This window comes from Streptomyces sp. WZ.A104 (assembly GCF_002382885.1).
GTDB lineage: Bacteria > Actinomycetota > Actinomycetes > Streptomycetales > Streptomycetaceae > Streptomyces.
This window is the reverse complement of sequence record NZ_NWVL01000007.1, coordinates 117,577-130,442: the sequence shown is the minus strand read 5'-3', so window position 1 is coordinate 130,442 and position 12,866 is coordinate 117,577. Positions and strand designations below refer to the sequence as shown.

Annotated in this window: 13 protein-coding genes; 8 read left to right on the top strand and 5 right to left on the bottom strand. The window is 70.5% G+C overall.

Annotation, left to right across the window (positions count from 1 at the left end; all coding sequences use genetic code 11):
• Window positions 1–179: 179 nt before the first annotated feature.
• The 4 genes from CIB93_RS38670 to CIB93_RS05905 form a co-directional block, all read right to left on the bottom strand.
• Window positions 180–305: a hypothetical protein gene (locus CIB93_RS38670; protein WP_257002045.1), complete on the bottom strand. Its 126-nt coding sequence runs from the start codon at window positions 303–305 to the stop codon at window positions 180–182.
• A 90-nt stretch (window positions 306–395) separates the two neighbouring features.
• Entirely contained in the window at window positions 396–731 is a 336-nt protein-coding gene (locus CIB93_RS05915; RefSeq protein WP_143659999.1) for a hypothetical protein, read from the bottom strand.
• A 113-nt stretch (window positions 732–844) separates the two neighbouring features.
• Window positions 845–2,422: a hypothetical protein gene (locus CIB93_RS05910; RefSeq protein WP_143659998.1), complete on the bottom strand. Its 1,578-nt coding sequence runs from the start codon at window positions 2,420–2,422 to the stop codon at window positions 845–847.
• Complete coding sequence (locus tag CIB93_RS05905; protein WP_096624782.1) at window positions 2,389–2,736, bottom strand: hypothetical protein; 348 nt, start codon at window positions 2,734–2,736, stop codon at window positions 2,389–2,391. Before CIB93_RS05905 ends, CIB93_RS05910 begins: the two co-directional genes overlap by 34 nt.
• A 479-nt stretch (window positions 2,737–3,215) precedes the next feature.
• Between CIB93_RS05905 and CIB93_RS05900 the strand changes: the two genes are divergently transcribed.
• Complete coding sequence (locus tag CIB93_RS05900; RefSeq protein ID WP_179499997.1) at window positions 3,216–4,151, top strand: DUF5655 domain-containing protein; 936 nt, start codon at window positions 3,216–3,218, stop codon at window positions 4,149–4,151.
• A gap of 99 nt (window positions 4,152–4,250) precedes the next feature.
• Here the strand turns inward: CIB93_RS05900 and CIB93_RS05895 are convergent, their stop codons facing one another.
• Window positions 4,251–4,997 (bottom strand): site-specific DNA-methyltransferase, encoded by a 747-nt coding sequence (locus CIB93_RS05895; protein WP_047471334.1) that lies wholly within the window; start codon window positions 4,995–4,997, stop codon window positions 4,251–4,253.
• 581 nt (window positions 4,998–5,578) lie between these two features.
• On the opposite strand from CIB93_RS05895, the gene CIB93_RS05890 reads away from it, so the two are divergent.
• From CIB93_RS05890 to CIB93_RS05860, 7 genes are all read left to right on the top strand, one after another.
• Window positions 5,579–6,724, top strand: a complete 1,146-nt coding sequence (locus CIB93_RS05890) for a C40 family peptidase (protein ID WP_096624838.1) — start codon at window positions 5,579–5,581, stop codon at window positions 6,722–6,724.
• A gap of 88 nt (window positions 6,725–6,812) precedes the next feature.
• Complete coding sequence (locus tag CIB93_RS05885) at window positions 6,813–7,121, top strand: DUF6112 family protein (RefSeq protein WP_096624778.1); 309 nt, start codon at window positions 6,813–6,815, stop codon at window positions 7,119–7,121.
• On the top strand, window positions 7,121–7,801 hold the full coding sequence (locus tag CIB93_RS05880; RefSeq protein WP_096624776.1) for a hypothetical protein: 681 nt from the start codon (window positions 7,121–7,123) through the stop codon (window positions 7,799–7,801). Before CIB93_RS05885 ends, CIB93_RS05880 begins: the two co-directional genes overlap by 1 nt.
• A 28-nt stretch (window positions 7,802–7,829) precedes the next feature.
• Window positions 7,830–9,239, top strand: coding sequence for an ATP-binding protein (locus tag CIB93_RS05875; protein WP_096624774.1), 1,410 nt, complete (start codon window positions 7,830–7,832; stop codon window positions 9,237–9,239).
• A gap of 132 nt (window positions 9,240–9,371) precedes the next feature.
• Window positions 9,372–10,838, top strand: a complete 1,467-nt coding sequence (locus CIB93_RS05870; RefSeq protein ID WP_096624772.1) for an SCO6880 family protein — start codon at window positions 9,372–9,374, stop codon at window positions 10,836–10,838.
• Window positions 10,839–10,863: 25 nt separating this feature from the next.
• Window positions 10,864–11,316, top strand: a complete 453-nt coding sequence (locus tag CIB93_RS05865) for a DUF6238 family protein (RefSeq protein ID WP_096624770.1) — start codon at window positions 10,864–10,866, stop codon at window positions 11,314–11,316.
• 26 nt (window positions 11,317–11,342) lie between these two features.
• Complete coding sequence (locus CIB93_RS05860; RefSeq protein ID WP_179499989.1) at window positions 11,343–12,848, top strand: ATP-binding protein; 1,506 nt, start codon at window positions 11,343–11,345, stop codon at window positions 12,846–12,848.
• The last annotated feature ends 18 nt before the right edge of the window (window positions 12,849–12,866 follow it).

Genomic DNA, 12,866 nt, shown 5'->3' with positions numbered 1-12,866 from the left:
GCGCAGCGCGCTCCACTGGCGCAGCGGGGCGAGCAACCACCGTCTTGCGCGTACGTTCATTCCACATCAGCTCCGGGGCGGGGGGCGAGAGCGGGCATCCACCCGGCGGCGGCGGCCTGGAGGTCGTTGCTGCCGAGCGCATTCAGGGTCTGGGTGAGGGCGCGGAGAAACACTTCGCGCTATTGTGGGGTTCGCATTTCGGCGAACAACTGGTCGACGAAACGGGCGACTTCTTCCTCGACGGTGCCGCTCGCGGAGTTGCGCGGCGGGGTGACTGTCTTGACTGCGGCCGTCATCTGTTCCATTTCGGCCAGCCGCTCCGGGTACTGGTCGATCCACCAGACGGTGCGCTGGTCAGGGTCGGACAGGACGGCTCGGAGGAAGTCGATGCGGCGTCATGTCTCCTCGCGCTCCAGGTCTCCGTGCTGCGCGCGCCGTAGGTGCTCCTCGGCGAGGGCGCGGTCGGCGTCGGACACCGTCAGGCAGGCCGTGCCGTGCACGGTGAGCCAGGGTTCGGGGGTGAGGGGGCGTGCGATGACTGCGTTCACCGCGTCCTGTGCGGCGGGGATCGCCAGGACTGTGTGGCGCCTGAGGATGCGTGCCGCATGCTCACGCAGATGGCTTCGAGCGAGCGAGTCGGGTGCGTGGTGCTGAGGTGGAGCGCTCTCGTCCAGGTTCCACGTGCCGTTGACGGATACGGTGAAGTGGAGGGTGGGTACGCGACTTGGCATGCGCTCGTCGCGCAGGCCCAAGGCGGTTCCGGCCTCGAGGGTGGTCAGGGCCGTCGCCGTGTCGCGTGTGGATGGTGACGGCCCTGGGGCGCTACGGCGCCGGGTGAACAGGCTCATGCTGCAGGCTCGGCCAACTCCTCCTCGTCCGCTGCCTGTTCATCAGGAGTTGCGGTTGACTGGGACGGCGGAGCCTGCTTTGCGACGGGAGGCAGGATCCGGTTGAACACTTTGACGCGGCGGGCACGGCCCTCCGGTGTCGTGGCGCTCCCGCCCACCAGGAGATCGGCGGCGCGGGCGTCGATGGTGCTGTCGTTCAGTACCTCCACGGTGATGTCCACCGCATGGTCGTCCGGGACGGACGGAGAATCCAGCCATGCGGCCAGCGACTTCTTGGCCGCGTCGGCAAGGGGTTCATGACGCCAGGTCGCTCGCCATCCCCGTACGAAGACGTGGTCCGCGAGGCCCGGCCCGTCTTCGGCGAACAGGTCCTCAGCCAGCGCCAGGGCGAGCGGCGTGTCGCCCGCCAGCTCGGTCAGAACCAGGAACGCCCGCGTGCCAGCCTCCCGGATCGTGAGGTCGTCACTCTCGGCCCATCCGACGATCTCGCTCAGGACCAAGGGCCGGCGCCTGGGCTCGGCGGCCAGGTCGCGCACGGCCTGGGCGACGGCCGGCGCGCCGCGCTGGTCGGCACGGCCCGCCAGAATCCGCAGGCGGGTCAGAGCGACACGCGGGTACTCGTGTCCGAGGCGGCCCGCGCAGACCTCGGCGACCGTCCGGGCGAGTGCTTCGCTGAGGTTCCTCTGGCCGGCGGCGTCATAGAGGTACTTGCGCACGGCCACCCCGATGCCTGGATGGGTAGCAGTATTCTCCAGCACGCCCGCAGCCAGACGGCGTTGCGCATCGCTCTCCGAGGCGATCCACTGGTCGACGATCCGCAGGACTGCATGGCCACCCGGCCCCGTGGCCAAGTGCGTCAGAGCGGTGGCCACCTGTGCACGGTACCTGGCGGCGACGCCCTTCGGTGCGGTGATCTGCGAGGCCCAGCGCAGGAGTTCACTGCGCAGGTGCGGGCGTTGGACCCAGACGTGCGAGAGCACTGCTTCGTCCAGGCCGTGGCGCACCGCGCTGAGTGACAGGCCGTCGTCCTCGGTCCGATCGGCCTCGATGTCCTCCAGGCGTGTTTCGAGGTCCGGGCCCGCCAGCGCACCGCCGGGCGGCAGCTTGCCCTTCACCTGCTTGAAGAGCTGGTCGGCGGCTGCCATGACTACCTCGCCGGGACGTCCGTCGAGCAGGGCGGTCGCGATGAGCAGTGCGCGGTCACGCAGATGCTCGGGTTCGTCATGGTCCTTGAACCAGGTCACGAGATGGCCCTGCCATCCCTCGAACTCCTCTTTCACCGCGTTCTGACTCTCATTGTCCGCCTCGGCGATGTGCTCGGCGAGCCAGACCGCGTCATCGGGCGATGTGGCGGAAGTCATCAGCTTGGCCAAGTTGATGGCGCCAGGGGTGTCGGTGGGGTCGTCCAGCCAAGGCATTCGCTCGGCTTTGAGGTCCTTCAGATGTGACCGGGCCACACTCAACGCGGGAGGAGCCGCATGCTCGATCCGAGGGATGCTCGCGAGATTCCGTGGCCGCCACGTAGTGGGCGTCGCCAGGATCACGAGGTAGGCCCCGGCCGCGAGGGCTTCCACCAGATGAGGGCCTCGCCGACGTTCAGGTCACCGGAGGCGCCCTGCTGTTCGAGACCGGGGATTCCGGCGCACAGTCCCACCCAAGTGCTCCGTGAGAGCCGCCAGATGGCCATGGTGCGGCGGCGACGAGCGTAATCGACCCGGGGCTCCTGTTCGTCCAGCATGTTGGCGACGTCGTCGACTGCCTGCTCGAAATCGGGCCAGAGGCCGGCCTGTTCCAACGGCTGGCCCAGCACGTTCATCGTCTGGGCCGCACTGCTCGCGGGGATGCCGAGGCCCGCGGCGCACAATCGCCAGCTCTGCCCGCTGATCAACTCGGCAAGCCTGAACCACCCACCCCCTCCTCACTCTGATCACCTGCGCCGACTGGGACACCACCACCCGTACCTACACAGCCAACCTCGTCGTCAGCGCCCAACCGGCAACCGGACCGGGTCAGTCCTGATACGCGCCCGCAGGACACGGAGAACTCCGTGAACCGGGCACCTGGCCCGAGCACTGTCCGGACGGGCGCTCCGCCGACCGGAGCAAGCGCCGGCGGGCGTGATGCTGGAAGGCGGATCTGGGACGGGCCGAGATCTGTGCGCCGAGATGCGGCCTCGGACGCGCATCCGACTGCCGCGCCTCCCGGGCCAGCCCGCATGGCGCTTCCACGGCCGAGTGAAGGCGGCTCGCCACGTCACCGCCGGGCGGCCCTGCCCATGCCCCTTGGACGGTCCGGCGCGCTAGAGGTGGAATAACCAGGGCGTTCGTTCGATTGGCTTCCTTGCAGAGATCGCGGGAGGGGGCGCTGGTGGCCGAGCTGATGGTGTTCCGGCAGGGCGCGGACGGACGGGATGTCGAGCTGGCCGGCTCGACGGTGGCGCTGGAGGTGGAGCTGCAGCGGCGGGTCGAGGCCGGCCTGGATCAGATGCTGGGCGTCCGTTTCCTGGCATCGGAGTATCCGACCGGGCCTTGGCACCGGGGGCGGATCGACACCCTGGGGCTCGATGAGAACGGCAGCCCGGTGGTGATCGAGTTCAAGAAGGGCTCGGACAGCGGGGTGGTGTCGCAGGCGGTCTCCTACCTGTCGTGGCTGGAGTCGGCGCACCACGAGTTCAAGGCGCTCGTGCGGAAGGTGCTGGGGGCGGAGGTGGCCGAGTCCGTCGACTGGTGTCGTCCGCGGATGATCTGCATCGCGGCGGGCTTCTCGCATCACGACCGGGTGGCGGTGCAGAGGTTGCCCGAGCGGATCGACCTGGTGCGCTACCGGATCTTCGACGGTGGCCTGCTGGGGCTGCTGCTCGTGGACTCCGCGACCGGCTTCCCGAGCGCTGCCTCTTCTCGCCGGGGCCGGGAGCGGGCACCCGTGGCGGACAGCGTGCCGACGTCTTCGGCGATCTCTGCGCCTGCGGGTGGAGGAGCGGTGCCGGAGTGCCTGCGGGACCTGTACGCGGAGATGGACGAGGCGCTCACGGCCTGGGGCGAGGTGGAGGTGGCGCCGTTGCGGCACTACATCGCCTACCGGCGGTTGGTGAACGTGGCGTCGGTGATCTTCCGTCCGAAGCACGAGGCGATCCTGGTGTACCTCAGACTCGAACCGGACACGGTCGAGTTGGAGGAGGGCTTCACCCGGGACATGCGCGGTATCGGACACCTCGGGACCGGCGACCTGGAGGTCCGCGTCGTCTCGGCGGCCGACTTGGAGAAGGCGGCGCCGCTGATCCGGCGGGCGTTCGAGGCGGCCTGACGTAACAGGAGGGGCGGCTGGTGCATCGGTTAGTCGATGCTCCAGCCGCCCCTTTGGCGTCTGTGGGCCGCCGGCCCTGGCCTCTCTCCGCTCTCACGCTCATGCCTCCGGTCCGGCCAGCTCGAAGTCGTCCTTCGTCAGTTCTGCCCGCAGCCGCTCCTCGGCGACGTCCGCGTAGTGCGCGGACAGCTCGACGCCCACGAAGCGGCGTCCCTCGCGCAGGGCCGCGACCCCGGTGGAGCCGCTGCCGGTGAACGGGTCAAGGACGGTGCCGCCCTCGGGGCAGACCTGGACGAGCTGCTGCATGACCTCGACCGGCTTCTGGGTGATGTGAACCCGGCCCTTGCGGGGCTGGGAGGCGATGTAGTGCCCCGGCAGGTAGAGGTCGCGGGTGTTGTCGAGGGAGCCCTTGACGCCCCAGATGATGAACTCCGAGTCCTGCTTCGGCCCGCCCTTGCGGGGCCGGCTGGACGGCTTGATCCACGGGATCGTGCCGCTCCAGGTCCATCCCGCCATCTGCAGGGCGTCGGAGGTGGTCGGCTCCTGGCGCCAGTCGGTGAAGACCATGGCGACCGCGTGCTCGGTCGAGGCCCGGTAGGCCTCGGTGAGCAGTTCGGTGAGCCAGGAGCGGTAGGAGCGCTGGTCGCGGTTCTCGCCGGGGAAGTTGGCGAGGTCGTGCGCCGAGTTGCTCGTGACGTACTTGGCACGTGCGGTACGGCCGGTCCGGTCGGAGCTGGTGCGGCCCCCGGAGTTGTACGGCGGATCGGTGATCACCGCCTGGACGCTCTCGTCCGGGAGGGACTTCAGGACGGTCAGGGCGTCGCCTCGGTGCAGCGTGTAGCTCATGGGGAGGGCCTCTCTTCGGGCGCGGCGGAGTCTGGACCTGCTCCGGGCAGCGCTCAACGGCGTGCATCCGGTGTGAGGTTGCAGCGGAGGTTAACGGCGAATTCCGGCCGCGCCCAACGAGGTGGCTCCCTGCTTCGGGCCCCTGGGATGGCAGTCGTTTGGCGCGGCCGGAATCCCTGTCTACTGTCTCGCCGTGCCACCGGGAAGGAGCGCTGCTCCACCCCCGTTGAGCTGTGCTTATCTGTGCTGTCTCGTCCAATCGGGCGGTGTCGGGGGCATGTTGCCCATCTGCCCTTGCACGCCGTGAGGAGGCCCCTGTGCACTGCCTGAGATTACGAGCGCGGCTGGCTGCCGCGCGTGACCTGAAACCGGCGTCTCGGAGCTACCAACTCCTCTGACCCGGGCCCGCCGAGAGGCGGATGCACATCGGCGCGGTGCCGACGGCTTTGCACGAGAAGTCGGCACCGCGTCTCCTTCGATCACCGAGGAGCCGCTGCGGTGCAGCATGCCCTGACACACCCGTGCCCCGACCCACCTCCCTCGACCGGTCCGCACCGCCGTTGCGCTGAACGGGGGTGGCCGTGAAGAAGACGACGGGAGCCCTCGTCGGTCTGTGCGCCACCGGACCGCTCCTGCTGGCACTGCCGATTCTTGGCATCGGGGCCGGGACGGCCTCGGCTTCGTGCTCGACCGACGGTGCACAGGGTGTGGACGCCTCCGCCGTCGCCAAGCAGGTGAAGGCCATCCTGGACGGCGGCGACAGGGGCTCGGTCTCCGTGCCGGGTCTGGACGCGCCTGCCGACCAGGTGCCCAACGCCAAGACGATCCAGGCCACGGGCGTTGCGATGAACATCCCCGCCCGAGGGCAGGTCGTCGCCTTGGCGACGGCGCTGCAGGAGAGCGGCCTGCGGAACCTGACCTACGGCGACCGCGATTCGCTGGGTCTCTTTCAGCAGCGGCCGTCTATGGGCTGGGGTACGGCTAGCCAGATCCTTGACCCGGTGCACGCCTCGACGAAGTTCTACGAGGGGCTCAAGAAGGTCTCCGGCTGGCAGTCCCTCTCTGTCACCCAGGCCGCGCAGGCGGTACAGAAGTCGGGCTTCCCGGAGGCGTACGCCAAATGGGAGCCGCTGGCCACCGCCCTGCAGAAGGCCATCGAGCCCCTGCTGCAGAAGGCCGGCGGCGCATCGCCGAGCCCGTCGCCGTCCGGCTCTGCCGACACCGGGAGCCCCTCTCCCGATTCCGCGGGGGGTTGTTCGGCGGACGGCGACGGGACGGACTTCGGCACCATCCCGGCGGGCGCCCTGCCGGACGAGTACAAGATTCCCGCCTCCGCGCCGCCGAAGGTACAGGCGGCGATCCGGTGGGCGCTCGGTCAGCTCGGCACCCCGTATCAGTGGGGCGGCACGTGCACCGACTCCCGCGGCAAGAACCCGATGGGCCGCTGCGACTGCTCCTCCCTGATGCAGGGCGCGTACAAGGCCGCCGGGGTCACCCTGACGCGGACCACGTACACGCAGGTCAAGGGCGGCAAGGCCGTCTCGGTCGATGCCCTCAAGCCGGGCGACCTCCTCTTCACCGAGGGGACGGCCGCCGTACCGGAACACGTCGGGATGGCGATCGGGCAGGGCCTGATCGTCCACGCCCCGCACACCGGTGACGTCGTACGGATCGCCACCGTCGCGTCCTGGAAATCGCGGATTCTCGCGGCCCGCCGAGTCGTCTGACCGGCGCTCCTCCCCCTCCTCACCTCCCCTCGCACCGCTGGTTCGCCCCTCCGGGCTTTGGCGTGCGCTCATTCGAACTGGAGTTCCCGTGTATCTCGCTGAACAGGTCATACAGCTCGCCTACGACCCCGGAATCAAGCCCAACGAGGGCGGGCTTCCGGGCCTCAACGTCCTCAAGCAGGTGATGGGCTCGGTCAACTTGTTCGGGCTCATCGCCGTGGTCGGAGCCCTCGCCGTCAGTGCGGGCGTGTGGGCCTGGGGTCACCACTCCGGTGGTCACCAGGCCGAGGCGAACGGGAAGAAGGGCGTGCTGGTCAGCGCGGGCGCGGCCCTTCTTCTCGGTGCGGCCAACGGTGTAGTGGCGTTCTTCTCGACGCTGGGGACGCAGGTCCACTGATGGCTCAGCACTCCGCCCACCCCGGCGGCGCATCTCGCGTGCGCCGCCGGGCGCTGCTCGGCACTGCCGTCCTGGCGGTGCTCGTCGCCCTCGCCGGCCTGGCCGCCTACCTCACCCGCGAGGGCCGAAGCCCCTCCGATACCGCTTCTCCACCGCCGAGTTCGCCCACGGCGTCCTCGTCGACCGCGGCGCCGTCGGGGCCGCACACCAGGCTCCGCGCTCTGCCCGTTCCGCCGAAGACCCATGACCCGATCACGTACGGGAAGGCCGCCGCCGCAGCGCTGTGGTCGTACGACACCCGCGCGTACTCGCAGCCCGAGCTGCGCAAGGCGCTGCGCGGCTGGCTGACCACGGAGTCGAAGTACGCCGATCCGGCCTCCGTCGATCAGGAGGTCCCCTCGGCCGTGCTGTGGAAGGAGATGGCGGCCAACAAGCAGGTCGCCACCGCCAAGATCAACGAGGGGCACTTCCCGCATGCCTTTACCCAGGCTCTCCAGGACGACCCCGGGGCGATCACGCAGGCGTACGTCTACGCCGTCACGGTCTCCGGCAAGCAGTCGATTCGCTGGAAGGGCTCGGCTGCCGGCGGCGCGGAGAGCCGGTCCACCACCCTCGCGGTCCAGTGTCGGCCCAACCACTTCTGCGCCCTGGTCGGCGTCATGCCGTCCGTCGCGCCCTGACCCTCGCCCCAGAACGGAGGTACGACCCATGGGAGTCTGCGACTTCCCGCTGATGGACAAGGTGTGCGGCGCTGTCGACTTCGCCACCAACCCCGCCGGCACCGTCACCGACGGTCTCGGCGCGTGGATCGCGAAGTCGGCGGGCGAGCTGGCGTCCAGCGCGGCCGACCTGGCCGCCAAGGCCGTCAACAAGACGACGGCCATCGACCTCAACGCCGGTTGGTTCCGCGACAACTACGAGCTGCTGCTGCCCATCGGCCTCGCCCTGACCGTCGGCATCTTCTGCATCCAGCTCATGACCGCGGCCTGGCGCCGCGACGAACGCGCTCTCGCCAAGGCGGCGTTCGGCACCATGACCGGAGTCCTGTTCAGCTTCTCCGCCATCGCCTTCACCACCGTCGCCATCACCGTGGTCGACGCGCTGTCCGACGGCCTCTTCAAAGCCGCCAACACCTCGATCGACGACGCGATCCGCCGCGTGATCAAGGTTGACCAGATGGGGGCCATGTACGGCCTTGGCTGGGGCGTCCCTTCCTTGGTCGCCTTCGGGTGCGCGATCGGCGCTTTCCTCTATTGGGGCGTGATGGTGGCCCGCAAGGTCGGCGTCCTGATCATGGTCGCGCTCGCGGTGTTCGCCGGGGCGGGCGGCGGCTGGGAAGTCGCCAAACGGTGGCGGCGCGGCTGGATCGAGGCCACCGGCACCCTGATCGTCTCCAAGCTGTTGATGACCGTGGTCTTCCTGATCGGCGTCTCCGCCATGGGCAAGACCGACGCCAGCGACGGAATGGCGGCCCTGTCCGACGCGATGGCCGGCATCGTCGTGATGGTCCTGGTGTTGCTCTGCCCCTACGCGACGTACAAGTTCGTTCACTGGGCCAGCGATGGCGGCGGCCACGACGACATGCACCGCACCGGTGTCGCCGGCATGGCGGTCGCCGCAGGAGCCGCGAAGACCGCAGGCAGCCTCGCGCTGCGGGCCGGTACCGGCGCCCCCGCTCCGCAGGGTCCGAACCAGGTCCCCGGCGCGGGCACCGATGGCGTCGCCTCCGGCATCAACCCCTCCGGCGGCAACCTCAGCAAGGAGGGCATCGACGCCGGGCCGCCCAAGCAGCAGACCCGCTTCCGGTACGGCGAAGACCAGGACGCGAGCGGCGACAAGGGCCGGGCTCTGATCCAGCGCCCCGGGATCCCGCCGCTGATCACACGTCCTGGCGAGGACGAACCGGAAGGTTCCGAGCCGACTGCCCAAAGCGTTGCGGGCGGCTCCGGTCACCTCGCAGCCGCATCGGCTCCGGGCGGCGACATGACCTCCATGCCGCCGGCCGACCCCGGACCCTCGGCCTCGGGCACTCCGGCGTCCGGGTCCGGTCCGTCGGCCACCGGCTCCGCGACGCCGACGAACTGGGTGTATCCCACCCAGCCGCCGTCGGGTTCCTGACCCACATCCCCGGGGGCGGGCCGAACTCCACGGCCCGCCCCCGCCTCCCCACCAGCAGGAAGGTTTCGCCATGACGTCCAGAAGAGCGCCGCGCGCCCCGTCCTCCGCCCGCTCCCACCGTCTGGAACCACCATGTCCGGCAAGCACCAGTCCTCCACGCCCACCGTGAAGTTCCCGCACCGCAGCAGGCGCGGCGTCCTGCTCGGCCTGTCCGTCCCGCAGTTGGTCGTCGCCGGGCTCACCGGCCTTCTCCTTCTCGCCGTGATCCTCGCCCGCGGTGTGGTCGGCGCCCTCCAGCTCATCCCGCTGTGGGCCGTGATCGCCCTGCTCGTCTTCGTCCGCCACCGAGGCCGTGCTCTGGCGGACTGGGCCCCGATCGTCGTCCGGTACGCGCTGCGCCGGATGCGAGGCCAGCTCGTCTGGCTCACCCGGCCCTCTCGCCGGCCGACCCGCGAGGGACTGCTCCACCTTCCCGGCACCGCTGCCAGCCTGCGCGTGACCACCGCTCCCGACGGCAAGTACGGCGCCGTCCACAACCCGCACACCGGGACGCTGACCGCGGTGGTCAAGGTCTCCTCCCGCGCCTACGCCCTGCTCGACCCCGGCACCCAGCAGGCCAACGTCGGCGGCTGGGGACGCGCGCTGGCAGCTCTCGCCCGTACCGGGCAGATCGCCCGCATCCAGGTGATCGAGCGCACCATCCCCGACTCCGGCGACGCGCTGCGCCGCTACTGGGAAGAGCACGGCCGCCCCGACACCCCGATGGCCGGCGCGATCTATAACGAGCTGATCCAGAGCGCCGGTCCCGCAGCCGCCCCGCACGAGGCGTACGTCGCGGTGTCCCTGGACACCAAGGCGGCCCGTCGGCTGATCAACCAGGCTGGCGGCGGTCTCACCGGTGCCTTCAGCGTCCTCGCCCAGCTCACCTCCACGTTCGACCAGGCGGCGCGGACCGCCGGTCTCACCCCGACGGGCTGGCTCACCGCCCGCGAGATCGCCGCCGTGGTGCGCACTTCCTATGACCCGAAGGCGCTGGCGACACTCGACCGCTGGTCCACGGCCGGTCGCCCCGAGGCCGAGCCCGCCGCCGCCGGACCCGTCGTGGTCGTCGAGAAGGCGGATCACATCGCCACCGACTCCGCCGTGCACGCCACCTACTGGGTGGAGAACTGGCCGCGCACCGAGACCAGCGCCGGCTTCCTGCACCAGCTCCTGTTCACCGGCGGGGTGCGGCGCACGCTGTCGCTCTCCTACGAGCCGAAGAACCTCGACGCCGCCCTGCGCGACGTGCAGCGCAAGAAGTCCAGCGTGATCGCCGACGCCGCCGAACGGGCCCGGCGCGGCCAGGTCGACTCCGAGGCGGACTCGATCGAGTACCAGGACATCAAGTCCCGCGAACGCCAGCTCATCGCCGGGCACGCCGACGTCGCCCTGACCGGTCTGCTGACCGTCTCGGCCGACACCGAGGACGAGCTGCGCACCGCCTGCGCCGTCGTGGAGACCGCCGCTGTCGGCGCCCAACTCGATCTCCGGCCGCTGACCTGGCAGCAGGCCGAGGCGTTCACCGCCGCCGCCCTGCCGCTCGCGCTCGCTGCCTGACCCTTCCCTTCGAAAGAGCACCCTCATGTACCGCACCGCCAGCCCGACCGCGCAGGACTTCGTGCCCTTCGCCACCGCCGCGCTCGACTTCCACCGGGCGCTCAACATCCCGGGCGGCCCGCTGGTCACCACCCGGGCCGAGCTGGACGCCCTGCACGCCCACCTCGTTTCGCTGTACGGGCTGCTCGACGCCCACACCGGTCGCACCGGGCAGCTCGTCGCGGTCGAGGGCGACCAGCTCCGTACCGCCCGCACCCGCATCTGGCAGGCCGCCGAGCACCTCCACGCCGCCTACCACGCGGCGCCCCGGCCGGACTCCGGCGAGATCCCCACACCAGAGGCGTGCCAGGCCGGCCTTCCGGAGGGAGCACCGGAACTGACCATCTGCCAGCGCCACCAGCGCACCGCTCATCTCGTCCGGCGGCGCACCACCCCGGCCGACCTGCACGCACCGTTCACCGGCCTCGTCCGCCGCTGACCCACCCCTCATCTGGAGAAACGCTCATGCCCCGTACCCGCGCCAGCGCCTCCCCCCTGTTCGTGCCCCGTAAGACGACGCGCGCCGAGCAGCGGGCCGCCCGAGCCGGTTTCACCGAAGCCCGCCGCCAGGCACGCCTCGCCGGAAACCCGCCCAAGCACCGCGCCGAGCAGACCCTCGACCCGGATCTGCGGCCCACCTACCCGCCCGCCGGTCGCCCCGGTCCGGCCTCCGCCCGCGGCGGCAAGCTCGCCCTGCCCGCCCACCGGATGACCACCGCCACAGCCAGCGGCGCGTACCCGTTCGTGGCCGAGGGTGGCCTGGGCGCCGAAGGGGTGTTCATCGGCCGCGATGTGCACGCGGAGGCGGCCTTCTGCTTCGACCCGTTCTCGCTCTACAACAGCGGCAGGGTGGAGGGCTTCACCAACCCCAACGCGGTCCTGGCCGGGATCATCGGCATGGGCAAGTCGGCGCTGGCGAAATCGATCGCCACCCGGTCGATCGCCCACGGCTACCGGATCTACATCCCCTGCGATCCCAAGGGGGAGTGGACCGGCGTCTCGCAGGCCCTCGGCGGATACAGCATCGCCCTGGGCCCGGGGCTCCCCGGCCGGTTGAACCCGCTGGACGCCCCGGCCCGCCCCGCCTCCGTGAGCGAGGAGGACTGGTTCACGGAGGTTCGCAAGCGCCGTCTGCTGCTGCTGGCCAGCCTCGCCCGCACCGTGCTGAAGCGCGACCTGCTGCCGATGGAGCACACCGCCCTCGACCTGGCCCTGGATCTGGTCGTCGCCGACGCCGCCGCCCGGGGCACGGTGCCGCTGCTCGGCGAGATCGCGCACGTACTCGGCTCCCCCGAACGCCTCGACCACGCCCTCGGCCACCAGGCGGGGCACCTAGGTTCAGCCGCCCAGGACCTCGCCCACGCCCTGCGACGGCTCGTGCACGGCGACTTGAGCGGCATGTTCGACGCACCGAGCACCGTGTCGTTCGACCCGACCACACCGATGCTGTCCATCGACCTCTCCCGTCTCGGCGGCTCCGGTGACGACACGGCACTGGTGCTCGCGATGACGTGCGCGAGCGCGTGGATGGAGTCAGCCCTCAGTGATCCCGATGGCGGTCGACGCTGGGTGATCTACGACGAGGCGTGGCGACTGATGCGGCACGTCGGGCTGCTGGAGCGGATGCAGAGCCAGTGGAAGCTCTCCCGAGGGCTGGGCATCGCGAACCTCATGGTGATCCACCGGCTCAGCGACTTGCTCTCGGCGGGCGACGCCGGTTCACGCGGCCGAGTCCTGGCCGAGGGGCTCCTCGCGGACTGCAGCACGCGCATCATCTACCGCCAGGAGCCCGACCAGCTCGCCGCCGCTGCATCTCTGCTCGGCCTGACCGGCGTCGAGACCCAGGCGGTGTCCGCCCTGACCAAGGGCCGAGGTCTGTGGAAGGTCGCCGGCCGCTCGTTCATCACCCAGCACATCCTCCACCCGGCCGAGCGGGAGCTGTTCGACACAGACGCCCGCATGGCCGCCTAGCCCAACGACCAGCACAGC

What these genes read in the sequence shown, in the direction of transcription:
- CIB93_RS38670 (WP_257002045.1), bottom strand. Translation starts at nt 305, where the DNA reads ATGGAACAGATGACGGCCGCAGTCAAGACAGTCACCCCGCCGCGCAAC.
- CIB93_RS05915 (WP_143659999.1), bottom strand. Translation starts at nt 731, where the DNA reads ATGCCAAGTCGCGTACCCACCCTCCACTTCACCGTATCCGTCAACGGC.
- CIB93_RS05895 (WP_047471334.1), bottom strand. Translation starts at nt 4,997, where the DNA reads ATGAGCTACACGCTGCACCGAGGCGACGCCCTGACCGTCCTGAAGTCC.
- CIB93_RS05880 (WP_096624776.1), top strand. Translation starts at nt 7,121, where the DNA reads ATGGCTCAGCACTCCGCCCACCCCGGCGGCGCATCTCGCGTGCGCCGC.
- CIB93_RS05875 (WP_096624774.1), top strand. Translation starts at nt 7,830, where the DNA reads ATGGGAGTCTGCGACTTCCCGCTGATGGACAAGGTGTGCGGCGCTGTC.
- CIB93_RS05870 (WP_096624772.1), top strand. Translation starts at nt 9,372, where the DNA reads ATGTCCGGCAAGCACCAGTCCTCCACGCCCACCGTGAAGTTCCCGCAC.
- CIB93_RS05865 (WP_096624770.1), top strand. Translation starts at nt 10,864, where the DNA reads ATGTACCGCACCGCCAGCCCGACCGCGCAGGACTTCGTGCCCTTCGCC.
- CIB93_RS05860 (WP_179499989.1), top strand. Translation starts at nt 11,343, where the DNA reads ATGCCCCGTACCCGCGCCAGCGCCTCCCCCCTGTTCGTGCCCCGTAAG.